Origin of the sequence: Rhizobium sp. 2YAF20, from assembly GCF_052114685.1 — a bacterium.
In the GTDB taxonomy this organism is placed as follows: domain Bacteria; phylum Pseudomonadota; class Alphaproteobacteria; order Rhizobiales; family Rhizobiaceae; genus Rhizobium.
On the sequence record NZ_JBFRFF010000013.1, the window covers coordinates 34,294 to 49,775 of the forward strand.

General features: G+C 58.1%; 16 protein-coding genes. 10 read left to right on the plus strand and 6 right to left on the minus strand.

Going from position 1 to position 15,482, the window contains the following annotated elements; translation table 11 throughout:
- Positions 1 to 704: 704 nt before the first annotated feature.
- The 4 genes from AB4Z52_RS16795 (at position 705) to AB4Z52_RS16810 (ending at position 4,429) form a co-directional block, all read left to right on the plus strand.
- A complete protein-coding gene (locus tag AB4Z52_RS16795; protein WP_442219066.1) occupies positions 705 to 1,403 on the plus strand; it encodes an invasion associated locus B family protein in 699 nt (232 codons plus the stop codon).
- A 16-nt stretch (positions 1,404 to 1,419) separates the two neighbouring features.
- On the plus strand, positions 1,420 to 3,147 hold the full coding sequence (locus AB4Z52_RS16800) for a ShlB/FhaC/HecB family hemolysin secretion/activation protein (RefSeq protein WP_442219067.1): 1,728 nt from the start codon (positions 1,420 to 1,422) through the stop codon (positions 3,145 to 3,147).
- A gap of 19 nt (positions 3,148 to 3,166) precedes the next feature.
- Positions 3,167 to 3,631, plus strand: coding sequence for a hypothetical protein (locus tag AB4Z52_RS16805; RefSeq protein ID WP_442219068.1), 465 nt, complete (start codon positions 3,167 to 3,169; stop codon positions 3,629 to 3,631).
- Between the two features lie 204 nt (positions 3,632 to 3,835).
- On the plus strand, positions 3,836 to 4,429 hold the full coding sequence (locus AB4Z52_RS16810) for a hypothetical protein (RefSeq protein ID WP_442219069.1): 594 nt from the start codon (positions 3,836 to 3,838) through the stop codon (positions 4,427 to 4,429).
- Between the two features lie 37 nt (positions 4,430 to 4,466).
- On the opposite strand, the gene AB4Z52_RS16815 is transcribed toward AB4Z52_RS16810, so the two are convergent.
- The 3 genes from AB4Z52_RS16815 to AB4Z52_RS16825 all read right to left on the minus strand — a co-directional run bounded on the left by AB4Z52_RS16815 (position 4,467) and on the right by AB4Z52_RS16825 (position 5,666).
- Entirely contained in the window at positions 4,467 to 4,787 is a 321-nt protein-coding gene (locus AB4Z52_RS16815; RefSeq protein ID WP_442219070.1) for a transposase, read from the minus strand.
- A gap of 442 nt (positions 4,788 to 5,229) precedes the next feature.
- A complete protein-coding gene (locus AB4Z52_RS16820; protein ID WP_442219071.1) occupies positions 5,230 to 5,442 on the minus strand; it encodes a type II toxin-antitoxin system RelE/ParE family toxin in 213 nt (70 codons plus the stop codon).
- On the minus strand, positions 5,439 to 5,666 hold the full coding sequence (locus AB4Z52_RS16825) for a hypothetical protein (RefSeq protein WP_442219072.1): 228 nt from the start codon (positions 5,664 to 5,666) through the stop codon (positions 5,439 to 5,441). Before AB4Z52_RS16825 ends, AB4Z52_RS16820 begins: the two co-directional genes overlap by 4 nt.
- A 112-nt stretch (positions 5,667 to 5,778) precedes the next feature.
- Between AB4Z52_RS16825 and AB4Z52_RS16830 the strand changes: the two genes are divergently transcribed.
- Complete coding sequence (locus tag AB4Z52_RS16830; protein WP_442219073.1) at positions 5,779 to 6,216, plus strand: hypothetical protein; 438 nt, start codon at positions 5,779 to 5,781, stop codon at positions 6,214 to 6,216.
- A 497-nt stretch (positions 6,217 to 6,713) separates the two neighbouring features.
- Here the strand turns inward: AB4Z52_RS16830 and AB4Z52_RS16835 are convergent, their stop codons facing one another.
- Positions 6,714 to 7,535, minus strand: a complete 822-nt coding sequence (locus tag AB4Z52_RS16835) for a sugar phosphate isomerase/epimerase family protein (RefSeq protein WP_442219074.1) — start codon at positions 7,533 to 7,535, stop codon at positions 6,714 to 6,716.
- Positions 7,536 to 7,773: 238 nt separating this feature from the next.
- Between AB4Z52_RS16835 and AB4Z52_RS16840 the strand changes: the two genes are divergently transcribed.
- Both AB4Z52_RS16840 and AB4Z52_RS16845 read left to right on the plus strand, forming a co-directional pair.
- Positions 7,774 to 8,910, plus strand: a complete 1,137-nt coding sequence (locus tag AB4Z52_RS16840) for a Gfo/Idh/MocA family protein (protein WP_442219075.1) — start codon at positions 7,774 to 7,776, stop codon at positions 8,908 to 8,910.
- A 9-nt stretch (positions 8,911 to 8,919) separates the two neighbouring features.
- Positions 8,920 to 9,873: an alpha/beta hydrolase gene (locus AB4Z52_RS16845; RefSeq protein WP_442219076.1), complete on the plus strand. Its 954-nt coding sequence runs from the start codon at positions 8,920 to 8,922 to the stop codon at positions 9,871 to 9,873.
- Here AB4Z52_RS16845 and AB4Z52_RS16850 read toward each other — a convergent pair.
- Positions 9,861 to 10,895 (minus strand): LacI family DNA-binding transcriptional regulator, encoded by a 1,035-nt coding sequence (locus AB4Z52_RS16850; protein WP_442219077.1) that lies wholly within the window; start codon positions 10,893 to 10,895, stop codon positions 9,861 to 9,863. The two genes, AB4Z52_RS16845 and AB4Z52_RS16850, sit on opposite strands and share 13 nt — an antisense overlap.
- Before the next feature lie 178 nt (positions 10,896 to 11,073).
- Positions 11,074 to 11,835, minus strand: a complete 762-nt coding sequence (locus AB4Z52_RS16855; RefSeq protein ID WP_442219078.1) for a DeoR/GlpR family DNA-binding transcription regulator — start codon at positions 11,833 to 11,835, stop codon at positions 11,074 to 11,076.
- A gap of 237 nt (positions 11,836 to 12,072) precedes the next feature.
- Between AB4Z52_RS16855 and AB4Z52_RS16860 the strand changes: the two genes are divergently transcribed.
- From AB4Z52_RS16860 to AB4Z52_RS16870, 3 genes are all read left to right on the plus strand, one after another.
- Positions 12,073 to 12,873, plus strand: a complete 801-nt coding sequence (locus tag AB4Z52_RS16860; RefSeq protein ID WP_442219079.1) for an aldolase — start codon at positions 12,073 to 12,075, stop codon at positions 12,871 to 12,873.
- A 3-nt stretch (positions 12,874 to 12,876) separates the two neighbouring features.
- Entirely contained in the window at positions 12,877 to 13,815 is a 939-nt protein-coding gene (locus tag AB4Z52_RS16865; RefSeq protein WP_442219080.1) for a PfkB family carbohydrate kinase, read from the plus strand.
- Between the two features lie 86 nt (positions 13,816 to 13,901).
- Positions 13,902 to 15,062, plus strand: a complete 1,161-nt coding sequence (locus tag AB4Z52_RS16870) for an ABC transporter ATP-binding protein (protein WP_442219081.1) — start codon at positions 13,902 to 13,904, stop codon at positions 15,060 to 15,062.
- Positions 15,063 to 15,482 lie beyond the last annotated feature (420 nt).

The following is a 15,482-nucleotide window of genomic DNA, read 5'->3' on the forward strand; positions in this document are numbered from 1 at the left end:
CTGAAGGAAGACATCGTGCCCCAATCACGCGATGACCGCCACCGCTGCCATACGGAGCAGCCGTCATCCACAAGTGGGCGGCACCGTTGAAAAACGCATTATTGCATCTGCCCGGCCCGCGTGATTCAATCCTTTGAGTGATTAGTAGGGGATCGCTGCTGATGTCGACAGGCAGCAGGCGAAGGAAACGCCTCGAGCTGCGTCCAGGAATATCTGGCAGTCGCGTTGCCACGCGAGAGGCAGGCATTCCCAATAAACAACTCAATCTTGAATAAAGAGCCGTTGACGATAATTAATTGTCTATAAGTTGTATTAGTGGGAGCGCATTGACGCGCTTGGCAAAGCAGCATAATCGTAAGGCACATCCTGTTATTCACCCAGAAATGAGTGCTTTAGCTGGATAGCGACGGCCGGAGCCTGAAATTTTGGACCCGGATTGACGCCAGATGAGCTGGCATCCATTGTTCTTCGGCGCAACCAACGCACGATCTTATGATGGCAAGCCGTTTGCTCACGGTTGGAAGAATTCCCCGTGGCATACGCATTCTCGCATCAATGACGCAGACACTGGTCGCCGTGCACCCGATGCGAATGTCAACCTCCCAATGACTTTCACTCGATGGTTCGGCCACGACGGTCTGCAACGAGCACTCGTCGGTTCATCCAACATCATGAACCGATCAAAGTCATTGGAGACGTACGGAATGACGCCGAAGTTCTTGATCGACACCGTTTTGGCAAGACGTGTCGCAGCTGCAATCCTCGTGTCGTGTGTGGTGCATGGCTCTCCCGGTTTCGCCGAAGATACTGCTCAGGCCGTTCTGCCCGCCAAGCCGGCCGCAGATCCGGCCCCGGCGCGACAGGATGCGTCCACGTCAGCTCCGCAGGGCGGACAGCCGGCACAGCCCCAGGTTCATGCAACGAAGTTCGACAGCTGGTACTACCGTTGCTTCGACGGCAAGGCGGCAGATGGTGCGCCGGTTTCGAGCTGCGAGGTGGCGCAGATCGCCACCGTCAAGCAGGGCGAGCAGGACGTCAACGTGCTGACGCTCGCCTTCGTCGCGGCGCCACCGTCTGCGTCGGCAGCAACGCAAAAGAGCGGAAAATCTGCCGCGTCCGATGTTCTTCTGACAGCGCTGGTGCCGCTCAACATGTATTTGCCGGCAGGCCTTGGGATCGACGCCGGCGACAAGCCGGTGGTGCAGCTTGCCTATCGCAACTGCAACCAGTCCGGATGCTGGGCCCAGCAAAAGCTCGATGCCAAGGCAGTGGCGACACTGCAGAAAAACAGCGACGGCATCGGCCATGTGCAACTGATGAATGGCCAGAAGGTCAATATCAAGTTCTCGCTCAAAGGGTTGTCGTCAGCGCTTGAGGCGCTGAACAAGCCGGCCTCGAAATAGGGTCGGTCCAGCAGTCATGCTTTTCTGCAACTGGCACAGGTCTGCCTTGATCGTCTTGCTTCTGTCGCTGGCGCCGGAAACCCCGGCGCTTGCCATCCAGTCGCCGGCCGACGATTTTGCGCGCCGGCAGGCCGAGCAAAGCGAGCAGCAGCGCCTAAACGACTTAAAGACGATCACGCCCAATCCAGCGACGGTCGATCAAAAACCGTCCATGCCGACGCCGACGGGCGGGGCGTGCGTTCGCATCACCCATGTCGAAGTCAGCGGCGTGACGCAATTTACGGCCGCAGTCATCGACACGGTGCTTGCGCCCTATCGCGACAAATGTGTCGGCGTCGCCGAGATCAACACGCTGATGCGCGATCTCACCTATATCTACCTCGACAAGGGCTACGTCACCTCGCGCGTCTACGTGCCGGCCCAGGATATTGCCGCAACCAAGGTGCTCAAGCTCGTCGCCATCGAGGGCAGGCTTGCCGACATCTATATCAACGGCCAGCCGGCGCCATCCTCCGGTGTGCTGGCAACCGCCTTTCCCGGCATGAAGGACCATATCGCCAATCTGCGTGACATCGAGCAGGGGCTCGACCAGATCAACCGGCTATCCGTAAACAAGGCAAAGACGGCGATGCTGCCGGGCAAGATCGAAGGCACGTCGATCCTCAACATCGAGAACAAACCGGACCATCCCTGGCATGTTTCCGCCGGCAACAACAATCTCGGCCAGCAGCAGACCGGTTATTCAAATAGTTCGCTGACATTCGGCTACGACGATCTGTTCGGTCTTAACGACCAGCTCAATTTTTCCTACGGGCATTCCGGGCCGGACTATCCCCGGAGGGGCGACGGAAATGGCAAGAGCGACAACTATTCCGGCAGCGTCAGTGTTCCCTATGGCTATTGGACATTGTCTGCCAACGGTTCCTGGTACGACTATGACAGCGAGGTGCCGGGGAATTTCGGGACACTCGAGACATCGGGCAATTCGAGCCAATTCGGCCTCGGTGCCGATCGTGTCGTCTTCCGCGACAAGAATTCCATCACCACGCTGAACAGCGGCCTAACCTACAAGAAGACCAACAATTTCCTTCTCGGCAACAAAATCGAAGTCGGCAGCCGCAGATATACTGTCGGCAATCTCGGCATATCGCATTCGCGGCATATGCTTGGCGGCGTCTGGGTCTTCGACCTGTCCTATGACCGCGGCCTGAACCTGTTTGACGCCGTCGATGCCGGTGATGTCGGGGCCGGCAATGCCGACCCGCGTTTTTCGAAGTTCACCGGCACGATCACCGTGACACGACCGCTGGATGTCGGCGGTCAGCATCTCGAACTGAGCTCGATCCTGACCGGCCAATATACGCCCGACAATCTGCTCGGCGCCGAGCAGATCTCGGTCGGCAGCTATTCCAACGTCCGCGGCACGCGCGAGACCATGCTCTACGGCAACAACGGTTTCTTCTCGCGCAACGACCTGATCTGGCGCACCGCGCCCTGGGCCGGGAATGAAGCCCTGGTCAAGGCGCTCGGCGAGTTGCGGCCCTATGTCGGGCTCGACTACGGCCGCGTCGCCTCGCAGGCGCGACTCAACATCAATGGCGGTGACATGCTCGGCTGGACGATCGGCACCAAGCTCGCCGGCGGCCATTTCAATCTCGACATCGGCTATTCCGACGTGCTGGCCGGCACGGTCGACCAGCACGATGCCGGACTACTTTTCGCAAGCACATCGGTGCGGTGGTAACACAAAGGGTAAGACCAGCATGACTATTCCAGGCAAGCTACGAGACGTAAGAACGGCGGCGAGTTCCTTTTCATTCGCAGCTCTTCTTTGCTGTTCGGTGGCACTTTCCGGCTGCGGCGGGCGGGAGGCACATCCGATCGCAGCGACCACCGTTACCGATAGTTCGCTCGACTGCGCAGCGGTCCAGCGGGAGTTCGAGGCGAACGAACGGCAGATCCTTGCAACCGTCAAGGAGCGATCCCAGGCGCAAGGCAAGAACATCATCTTGGGGGCAACGGGCGCGATCTTGTTCTTCCCCGCTCTGTTCTTCATGGACCCGAAGTCACCTGAGAAGGTCGAGATCGATGCGCTGCGCAACCGCAATAACGTGCTGACCGAGATCGCCAGATCAAAGAAATGTTCAGCCCCGAAATCGCAGCTGATCGAGCTCTACAAGCACATGGATGGAAAGGCGGACACATCGACACAGAAGCCACGGGGCTGATTTGTGTAGACGTCACCGTCGGCAGCAATCTCACCATTGCCGCCGATGGCAACGTCGATATCAGCGGCTCCTCGGCGGAAGCCGGCGGCCATTTCAATCTCGACATCGGCTATTCCGGCGTGCTGGCCGACACGGTCGACTAGGACGATGCCGGACTACTTTTCGAAAGCACATCGGGGCGGCGGTAATACAAGGGGTAACGTTATGATTTTTGCAACGAGCGATCTCTTCAAACGACTGAGGCAGAGCATTCGCGTCTGTCTGGCACTGGTTTTGGCCGGCGCGCTGGCTTCCTGTGTCACAACCGATCCACGGCTGGTTGCGGCACTTCAACGGACCTCAGTGCGCGAGATCCGCGTCGAAACAGCGCCCGATGTGCGGACCGCGGGCTTCATCGACGATAAGCTGGCAGTCCAGCAGCAGGCGGATGCGATCCGCACGCTGAAGAGCACGATGGAGAAGGATCTGATCGGCTTGCCTGGCGGCCCCACCCGCGGCCGGCTGGTTGTCACCCTGCATGTCTTCGACGTCAGCACCAAGAAGGCCAGGATCATCGGCGGCCATGACAGCCTCATCGACGGAACTGTCCGGCTTGAAGACGCAAAAACAGGCCAGCTGATTGCCGAGGCGCAGAACATTCATGGTGAGGACCTCTCCATGCGAGGCAACGGCTACGGCGTGTTCATCGCTGTCGCTATCAACGCGGCGACGACGTCCGGGGCGCCCGATGTCATGGCGCAACGGTTGTCAAACTCCTTCACGCGTCAGGTGAAAGCCTGGCTGCTGACCAAGAAGTAGCGCAAGCCCGGCGGCGAGCGAGGGCCCGCCGGCCTCGTCATTCAGACTCGAAGTAACAGATCAATGTTGGCGTCGACTTCGTAGGCCTTGTATTCCTTCGAACCCGCAAAATCTGACCAGAAGCTTCAACGCGCGCGAACTTGATCTGCTTGCCCGTTTCCTCCGTCAGGGGCGCAACAACTCCCGATGCCAGTGCCTTGCGACGCCACCCATAAAGCTGCGAGGGATCCAAGCCTTCAGACCGTGCAACCGCCGAGACATTGGCCCCAGGCTGCAGCGTCGCGGCAACGATCCGCGCCTTTTCGTCAACTGACCAGTCCCGCGGCTTGCGGCGACGCCGGACGGGTTCTGCCGTCAAAACCTCGAAGGTTCAAGGGTGATTCACACTGCCGCTCATAGGATTCTCCGCATGACTCATGCAGAAAATCGCCGATCAGCAGTCCGAAAGATACGTGAGGTAGCCTACGCGCTTACGTTTTCGGCCGAGCGCTCGGCCCCGCTTTGCTTAAGGCATTCGATGCTTGTGATTGAGCGTCGTAATGTTCAAATGACCCCCACTAGCTCATCCATAAAGCGCGACAAGGCGCTAAGCAGTTTCTTTGCTTGGGAGTTCGAAGGCTATCAAGTCGTAGCATCAACTAGGCAGTACCCGCTCAGCTGTTGCGAGGGTTAAGCGCCTGGAATCGGGAGCAAGCGGTTTCGTCATAATTCTTGAATTTTGCGCATCAGCCGTTCGGCTGCTCTGGCTCCCGTGCCGCATGGCGAACGCCGATAATCACAACATCCTCGGCCGTCACTTCCTAGAAGATCAAATAGGGGTAGGGCGGCGTCACGATCCGGCGCAAGCCGCTTTCGCTGGTGAGCTGGCCGGAGTAGGGATGTTGCACTAAAAGCGTGGTGATTGCCTGAATGCGCGCCTGAACGTTACGCGCGCCTTGTGGTGATCGCTCGGCAATGTAGCCAAGAATAGCGTCCAGCTCGGCAAGTGCCTTCGGGGTGTAGCGGAGATTCAAAGGCTGTGCTTTGCCCAAACAGCGCGTACCTGGTCGTCGGTCGCAAATTCACGACGCGAAGCTTGGGCGCGAGATTCCGCGAACGAAGCGGCTTCTTCCGCGGTAAGTTGAATGACGGGTTGCTCCTCGCCAGCGAGTTGCAGCAACAGCCGTGCAAGATCGTCCTTCATCGCAGGGGGCAGGGCGCGGACGGTATCAACCGCATGTTCAAGTAATTTCGTCATGGGGCGAGTATACCACACCCCTCGTTGAACAAGCCAGCGGGGGCTGAGCGAATCGACGGTCTCACTGGGCGATCAGATCGATCAGACCCAGACACTTGCCGACGGTACGGTCATGTATCTGACTGGCGTCGGTGATGAATTGACCCGCCGGGCGGAGATCACGCTGCCGAACGGCCAGACCGTTTCGCTCGTGCTGACGCTCAACGACAATGGTTACGCGCTGGTCTCCGGGTCTTTCGCGGGCGCTTCTATGTCGGCGGCGACGCTCGACGATATGGCCAAGCAGCTCGCCAGCGCCAGCGGTCTGCAGGTGGGGTATAATCAGCAAAGCAGTAGCACCAACACTACAAATGAGCAGCCCAGCCTCCTCGATCCTGACGCTGAGACACATGTGTTGGATGGAGATGAAGAGGGTGGCGGACATCGCTCGGGGACGGGAAATCTGGGGAAGAGTGAGTTTCCAAACGGATGGTCCGACGAGAAAATATTGGGCGAAATTTCAGATGTCGCAACTGACCCAAACGAAATATGGTTTGCGACGGTTACCTGAAATTTACAATGAATTAAGGCCGACTTGGCCCCGGCATTCCGGTCCCCGTCATCGGGCAACCAGCCAAGCAGGACGATCATGGTCAAACGCTGGCAACTATCACGCCCGGTAACTGGACCCTGGCGAACCAGCAGCAGGATCTCTCGGGCCTCAATGCTGATGCCGCCAAGGCCAACAACACGGTCGATCCGTTCGATATCGACAAGCCGAAGGCCGCTCAGCAGAGTGCGGCCGCATTGTCCGTACTTCTCGACATCGGTGTCGCGGAGCTTTCGCAGAAGCTTGGTTTTGACGAAGGCCATACGCTAGAAGCCGGAAAAAGTTCACGGAAACAGGAAGCGTGTAGTGTCGAAGGAGCCAGTCGACGAACGACACGGATTGCGCAAAGGTTGCCATTCCTGGCCTTCACGTAGGATTTGAGATAGGCGAACTGAGCGATCTGCCGAGCCGAGCAGGGCCGCAGCCGCGGGCCTCCCTTTCGGATCGTCACTCTTTCTTCAGGTGCCGTGGCTGCGCATCGTTTCGCGGTTCAGCTTTACGGCAGCTGCAGGGTCGGTAGCGGCGATGCTTGACTCCTCTTCCAGGACCAGCCAGCCATTGAAGCGCGGCGCGGCAGCGACGATGTCGATCACGGCAGGCGTATCGCAGACCCCCTTGCCAAGCATGGCCCATTTGCCGTTTGCATCGACGTCCTTGAGATGCAGATAGCGGATACGGTCCTGATAGGTCCGCAGCGTATCGAAAATATCTTCGTGGCCGCGCAGGATATGGCCGGTATCCGGCACCCAGCCAACGAGGTTCCTGTCGATAAGCGAGAAGATCCTGTCATAATCGCCGCGGTCGAACAGCAAGGTATTGTGGTGCGAGCTGGGGTGCACGGCGATATCCACGCCCGAAGCTTTGCCCAGTTCGCCGGCCAGATTGTAGAATTCCGCAGCGATTTCGAATTTCGCCTCCCGCGGCCCTTCGGAAACCACCGTCGCCGAGCCGATCGAAACGAGGGCGCCGGAAAAGTTTGCCGCGAAATCGATCCAGCGCCGCGCAACCTCAAGGTCGTTTGCAATCTCCTCTTTGATTGTGAAGCCGCTTTTCGAGCCCATCGCGAAAGACACGAGCGTCAGGCCATGTTTCTTCAGGGACGCGGCGAAATCATTGGGAGTATCTGCGTAGTGGCCGATCATCGTGTCGGTGATCTCGATGCCCGCGTAGCCACCCTCCGCAATCGCCTTCAGCAGATCGTCCGGACCGCCGTTCCAGTTTTTCCCGAGCATTTCCCAGGTGAATGTCTGGCAGCCAACTTTCAGGTCTTTGATACTCATGCCCTATTTCCTTAATGTCGCCCTGCGCCAGGCCTTCGATGATATGCCGCTGGACCGGGATGATCGACGCTATTGGCATGATGGTAAGGTGGGGAGAAACTCTCGCCAGAGCACCATTTCCGCATGCTTTATAAAAAATTATCGCGCGTCAAGAAATAAAATGTACTAAAGGCGATGGTCGCGGAGCCATGTCCGCTGGTAGAGGTCGAAATATCTGAAATTGGGCGGGAGGCCATTTATGGGAACCAGACTGGGCGTCGGCATTATCGGATGCGGCAATATCTCGATGACCTATCTGCGCAACGCGGCCCTATTTCGCGGGCTCGAATTGCGGGCATGTGCCGACATCTCATCCGACATGTCGGCGTTGAGGGCGAAGGAATACGGCATCCGGGCAATGGAGGTCGATGCGCTTCTGGCCGACCCCGAAGTCGACCTTGTTCTCAACCTGACGATCCCGGCCGTGCATTTCGACGTGACGATGTCGGCGCTTTCCGCGGGCAAGCACGTCTTCACCGAAAAGCCGCTCGCGACGTCGGCAGCCGAGGGCCGTAAGCTTGTGGCGGAAGCCAGAAGTCGGAATCTTCTGTTGGGTTCCGCTCCCGATACATTCCTTGGCGCTGCCGGCCGCCGTGCACGAAGCCTGATGGATCAAGGTGCAATCGGCCGCCCGGTCACAGGCACTGCATTCATGTTCGGCCGCGGCATGGAGCATTGGCATCCCAATCCGCAATTCTATTATCAACCTGGCGGTGGCCCGCTCTTTGACATGGGCCCCTATTATCTGACGATGCTCGTCAATCTGCTCGGCCCGGTGAAAAGCGTCGTGGCGATGGCGACCAAAGGCCAGGAAGAGCGACTGATTACGGCTGACGGCCCCTTCAAGAACACCAGGTTCAAGGTCGGAACGCCGACCAATGTGCTCTCGCTTTTGGAGTTTCAGTCGGGCGCGACGGTGAATTTCGGCGCATCGTGGGATGTCTTTCGACACTCCAATCATCCGATCGAGTTGCACGGCACTGAGGGTTCGTTGCGCTTGCCAGATCCTGATACGTTCGGCGGAACAGTCTCGTTGTCAAAGCGCGGTGCCGAATGGAAGAATTTCGCAAGCGAGAGCGAGCTGTATGGCGCCCTGAACTGGCCCTATAGCGCGCCGGATCGCGCCAACTATCGCATGCTGGGCGTTGCCGATCTCGTCCGCGCTCTTGGCGAGGGCAGGGCGCCGCGTGCCTCCGGCGATTTGGCGCTTCATGTTCTCGAGATCATGGAAGCGACACTCGCATCCAGCGAGAGCCGGAGCGCGGCTACGATTGCGGGTACCGTCGCGCAACCGCCGTTGCTCGGCGAAGATGAAGCTCGCAGTCTGCTTAGCTGAGGTGAAGCGATGAAGCATCGATTGGATCCTGGCGCCGCCCACGTCCTGGCGCTCGGTCGCGCCGCCAACCAGGCGCCCTTTGAACTCGGGACAGTGAGCGAGGCGCGCGCTGCCTATGATGAGGGTTGTCCGACATTGCAGGGTGATCGCGAGCCGGTGGCGGCCATCGAGGACAGAACAATTGCCGGGAGGGGTGGCCCGATCCCGCTCAGGATCTATCGCGGCGTCGGCGCTCCGAACGCGGATGCGCCCGCACTTCTCTATCTCCACGGCGGCGGCTGGGTCGTCGGCACGCTTGAATCCCATGACGAGATCTGCAGGTGGTTTGCCAATGTCGGTGCCTGTATCGTATTTTGCCCCGACTATCGACTGGCCCCCGAGCACAAGTTCCCGGCTGGATTGGAAGACTGCGTATCGGCTCTGGCCTACGTGGTCGAGCAGGCAAGCGCGCTTGGCATTGATCCAGATCGGGTCGCGGTCGCCGGCGATAGTGCCGGCGGCAATCTGGCCGCTGTCTTATCACTTCTTTCGCGAGACGGCGTTGCGGCGAAAATCTCGGCCCAACTCCTGCTCTATCCCAACACCGATGCGGGACAGACGGCCGACAGCTATGTCAGGTTTTCGCAAGGATACGGTTTGACTGCCTCGACCATGCGTTGGTTCCGAGATCACTATGTCCGCAATGCAGCTGATATTGGTGATTGGCGCGTCTCACCCCTGGTCGTCGAGAATATCAAGGGTGTGCCACCAGCCTTCGTTGCGATCGCGGGCCATGACATCCTCACAGATGAAGGCGAGGCCTATGCTCGCCGGCTTGCCGAGGCGGGTATCCCTCTAATCCTGCGGTGTTGGCCGGATCAGATCCATGGCTTCGTTTCGATGGGGCGGCATATTCCGGCGGCGAGGCGTGCGGTAGAGGAGGCGGTTGCCGGATGGCGCAGCTTTGTAAATCACGCCGACTGACGCATCACCAAGGTACCGTCGAGTGTGATTTTTCGTGCGATGACCTGTGCGGAATCATCGGATTCGTCCAACATCGAAAGCAGGGTGTCAACGCTGCCGCGCGCCATGGCCGTGAAGTCCTGTGCCATTGTCGTCAATGGCGGACAAGTGTAGCGGCTAAGGGGGTGGTCGTCATGGGCGGCGATGCGAAGATCACTGTCTTTCGTGCGGCCGACGCGATGGCCACGCGAATGGGCGGCTGCCATCGCGCCGAAGGCAAGGCGATCGTTCGCGCAGAGAATTGTCTTGCCTGGGAGCGTACCAGCGGTGATCATTGCGTCGATCTGTTCATATCCCATACGTTCGAAATCCCAGCCGTAACTCTCGCTGTCGCCAACCACGACCGGTTCAAACCCGAGCGTCTCCATTGTGGCAATATAGCTTGCCAGCCGCTCGCCGGAATTGTGGTTGACATGCGGAATGTCGAAATATGCAGGCGGCTCGCCAGATCGACAAAGATAGTCGACAATCGTCGCAACGCTTTGGGCGTTGTTGTTGCCAATGAAGGGTGTACTGCCTTCGATGAACGTATCGAAATACACCATGGGAATGCTGTCTCGCAGCTTCTCGAAGATGCCAGGCTCGGACCTAAGACCTAAAGGCGCGATGATCGCGCCAGCAGCCTTCAAGGACAAAATTGTGTTCACCGCCTCGGCTTCAAGATCGGGCAAACCGTGGGACGAAATGACGATTGGCCAGTAACCCTCACCGCGGACGAGCAACTCCAGGCGATTGACCATTTCGGCGTAGAAGGGATCTGTGATCACCGGCACGAGAATGCCGATGTTCCGCGTCCTCTTGCGGTTGAGGTTACGGGCATAGAGATTTGGGCGGTAATCTGATTGCGACAGCGCGTCCTCGATGCGTTTGCGCGTTGCCGGCTTTACGCTGCTCGGGCTATCGAAATATCTCGAAAGCGTTGGACGAGAAACGCCGCAGGACCGTGCGAAGTCGTCCATGGTTTTGATCGTCATCTTATCCATTGGCAATTCTGGTTGCACTGCGCCAAGGCAAGTCTGCATCAGCTGATGTCGCAAAGGCGGTCAGTAGTGAAAAGGCTTTTGAACGACGCTTGTAGCCTGACAATATCGCATGCGCAAAATTTCTTGTGACATAAAGCACAAATTGCAGGCTAACCAATGCCGCAAATGCGGAACTCACCTACACATAGCGCACTTCGACGCCCAGTTTGTCCAATCGACTGCGAATGCCGTGCGGCATGCCCGTGTCGGTGATGATCAAATCGACCCGTGACAGCGAGAATGCCTTCGACGAGGCGCCGATATCCCATTTACTGGAATCCGCCACGAGGATCACGCGCCTGGCCATTCGCACCAGATTGCGTTTGGTGCGGGCAATGTCTTCCGAGACATCAACGACGTCGAATGAGTGGTCGATTGCATGGGCGCTGAGGAAGGCCTGATGGGCCACAAGACCGCCCACGGCCTTGTCGGAATCCGACACGATTGTGCTGACGGTGCTGGGAAAGACGCGACCGCCAATCATATGCACGTCCAGCCCCGGCCGATACATCAGATGCTGGGCAATATTCATGGCCGTTGTGGCCACCACGACATTGTTGACCGGCGGCATCTGCATGGCGACCTGCAGCAACGTCGAGCCGCTGTCAAACACCACGGACTGGTTATCGATGATCTGGCGTGCCGCCATCTGTGCGATACGTCGTTTGGCGTCGAAGTTGCGGTTCATCCGCTCTTCGAAGGCTGCCGCGGGCGAACTGGCCGGCAAAGCGATCGCGCCGCCATGTGTCTTGATCAGCTGCTTCTTGGCATCCAGGATTTCCAGGTCGGACCTGATGGTCACCTCAGAGACGCCGAAGTTTTCCGCCAGCTGGCTGGTGCGCGCCTGGCCTGTCCGCTGAAGTTCCAGCACAATCTGATGTCGCCGTTGTTCCGCAAGCATGTGTGATCCCGAATTGCCCTTCGAACAGGTCGCGGTTGCCGAGCTTTCGAAATACGAAAATGCATGGTCAACCGCTGTGGTCAAAAACGCGTAAAAAAGGCGACATCTAGATGCGCCGGCCGCCGCAATCGTAAACATAAATCAAAACGAAAGAAATCGAAATATTGAATATTCGTTTGTTTTCGAGTTAGGGTCCCTCAGTGTAAATTCAAACCTTGTAGAGGGGGCAGCATCGATATGGGCCTTGGAACCAAAATTCGCCTGTCGCGGCTGTTTTCACATCCGTCTGGGCATTTGTTCGGCGGTGCCGTCGACCACTTCGTTGGCTACGGCAATGTCCGTGAGGGTGGCCTGGCGGATCTGCCGGGCGCTCTGAAGCGGGTGATGGCCGGGCAGCCGGATTATATCAGCATTCAGCCCGGGGCTGCGCGTCACTTGTGGTCCGCCTATGCCGGCAAGGCGGCACTGGTCATTCAGGCAGGCTGCTTTACGCCGGACGACCGAATCCGTCAGTTGATCGCGACGCCTGAGGATGCGGTGCGCTACGGTGCTGATGCGCTGGCTGTTGCCATTCCGGTGCGCGGCAATACGGAGGGCGAATACATTCGTTGGCTGACCGATACCGTCAACGCCGCTGCCCGCTTTGAAATGCCGATCATTGCGCATGTCTATCCCCGTGACTATTCGAACGGTGGCAAGATCGTTTTCACTCCCGACGAAATCGCCTATGCCGTGCGGATCGGATTTGAAACCGGCGTTGACGTGATCAAGGTCGGATACACCGGGGATTTCGACTCATTCCAGGAAACTGTCGCCACTTGCCCGGTTCCTATCGTCATCGCGGGCGGTCCGAAGGCGGACAATCTGCTCGGTGCTCTGACGCAGACAGCCGATGCATTGCGCGCTGGGGCCAAGGGTGCGGTGGTGGGACGAAATCTTTGGGGGCATGGCGACACCACGATGGCGGCACGTGCCTTCAAGCTTGTCATTCATGACGGTATGGCACCGCAAGAGGCGCTCGCTGCCGCGGGCGGTTGACAGGTGACACAAGACCTTCAGGTTTTAGGCTTTGGGGCCTTGGCGATCGACGATATCATTTATGTCGACCGACCCTTGAGCGCCGGCAAGGGGAAAGTGACAAATCGCACCCAGGACCATGGCGGCAATGTAGCAACGGCCCTTGTTGCGGTCGCAAAGCTGGGGGGGCGGGCCGGCTTCATCGGCTGGCTAAGTGATCAGCCTCTCGGCGATGTCAGCGCCCGCGAGCTTGAACGGCACGGGGTTGATATATCCTTTGCGCCGCGCCGTCCCGATGCCAGGCCGATACGTTCGGTTATCACGGTCGGACCTGAAGGCGACAGATTTATTGCCTATGACGATGATGTGCCGCACGGAACCTGCGAGGCGCTCAGCGATAGCACGCTTGCGCAAGCCCAGGTGCTGTTGATCGACGGCTATGCAACTCACACCGATATGATCGTTGAGCGCGCCCGCAGGCTGGGGCTTTCAGTGGTGGCAGACATTGAATGGACGATCGGGCCTGCAACCGAACGATTGATAAGCCTGTCCAACCATCTCGTATTGCCATTGAAATTTGCGCAGGCCTATTGCTGCGAAACAGATCCAACCTTGATCCTTCGCAAGCTTTGGTCGGACGACCGTGCTGCCGTCGTTCTAACCGACGGAGAGCGCGGATCCTACGTCCGGCAGACAGGGGACGTCGTTTTGTGGCATGTTCCGGCCTACAAGGTCAAAGCGGTCGATACGACCGGCGCCGGTGATTGCTTTCACGGTGCCTATGCCTTTGCTCTTATACAGGGAAAGCAGCCTGTCGCCTGCGCCGTTTACGCAACTGCGGCAGCGGCGATCTCGGTGACAGGCCCGGGTGGTCGTATGGCTCTGCCAGATCAAAGCGCATGTCTGGCATGGATGGCGGGGGAAAATGCGTCCGTGCCTAGACCGATTGCGCCGCCAGACTGAGAGTTCATCACGTCGGTGCCTTCGATCAGTGCCGGGGAGGGGTTGTCCGGAGGACCAGGTGGCGATGATCGTAGGGAGGAAGTGCCGTGGCTGTTGTTGTATTGGACAAGATTTGCAAGACCTTTGGAACGAAATTCCACGCAATCAAGGATCTAAGCCTGACGATAAATGACGGCGAGTTCCTCATTCTCGTCGGCCCTTCGGGATGCGGAAAATCGACGGCATTGCGCATGATTGCGGGGCTGGAGGAGATCAGCAGCGGAACCCTGAGCATCGGTGGAGAGAATGTCGAGGATCTCTCGCCAAAGGATCGGGATATAGCGATGGTCTTTCAAAGCTATGCCCTGTATCCGCATATGACAGTGTTCGACAACATTGCCTTTTCGATGAAGCTTGCAGGCAAGAGTAAGGCCGAACGCACGAAGCGGGTCAATGAAATAGCAAAAATCCTTCAGTTGCATACGCTGCTCGACAGCAAACCCGCGGCGCTATCGGGCGGCCAACGGCAGCGGGTCGCCATGGGGCGCGCAATGGTGCGCGAACCGGCGGCATTTCTCATGGACGAGCCCCTGTCAAACCTCGATGCCAAGCTGCGGGTGCAAATGCGTGCGGAAATCGTCAGCCTGCAAAGACAGCTGGGTGTAACGACGATCTATGTAACACACGATCAGACCGAAGCCTTGACCATGGGCGACCGGGTCGCGGTCTTGAAGGGCGGGGTCCTTCAGCAGGTCGACACGCCAAAGACGTTGTATAGTCGGCCAGTCAATGCCTTCGTCGCAGGTTTCATCGGCTCGCCGTCAATGAACCTGTTCGAAGGTCGTTTACAAAACGGCAGGATCAATCTGCCGACCTTTTCCATACCGTTATCGACGACCGCATTCGAGCACTCTCCCCGTTTGGCAGCATTCGAGGGCCAGACGGTCATCTTCGGCATTCGCCCCGAAGACCTTTACGACAGCAGTCTGGAATCGGGATCACGCTACCCGACCATACCGGCCGCTGTAAGATCGATCGAGGAACTGGGCTCCGAACTGATCGTTCATTTGAATGTCGAAGCAGTGCGCATCGATTCCGGTGACCCCGATGCTGTCGAGGACTTGAGCGGGGCGGCAAACGCGGTCGCGAAGTTCGAAGCCATAAGCGTGGTCCAGCCGGGCACAAGAATTAATCTGGGCCTGGATACGGCCAAGTTACACTTCTTCGACCCACAAACGCATCTGGCAATCTCCCATGGTCCGCGATAGCGGATCTGGTTGGTAAGATCGGACGCCCAACTTTTGCTTCCATCGAGAGCGGGAGGCGTCAGTCGTCTCGGACCCCCGAGACTTTGCAGCCGGAGGTCGAGTCCTGTCGGAGGCCGCTAATAAGCTGAGCCCCAAGCCATCCGTTGGTTGGCAGCTTGCAAGTTGTGATGTCGACACGCACACGACCCGCCAAACCCCACTTTCCCCCGATCAAGCCGCCTTTCATTTGTTTTCTTTTGTGTGGCATCGCTTTCATTTGTTTACGAAAGTAAAGAAAAAAAGCGACACGAGCAACGTGCGGGATAGAAAAAAGGATCACGAAATCCTTGGATAAAATCTTAATTAATCAATTGGTTACGTCAATTTTATCGCGCCATTCAGCCTGGTTTCTTTTCCCTGCTGCAGTTCTTCGTTGACAGA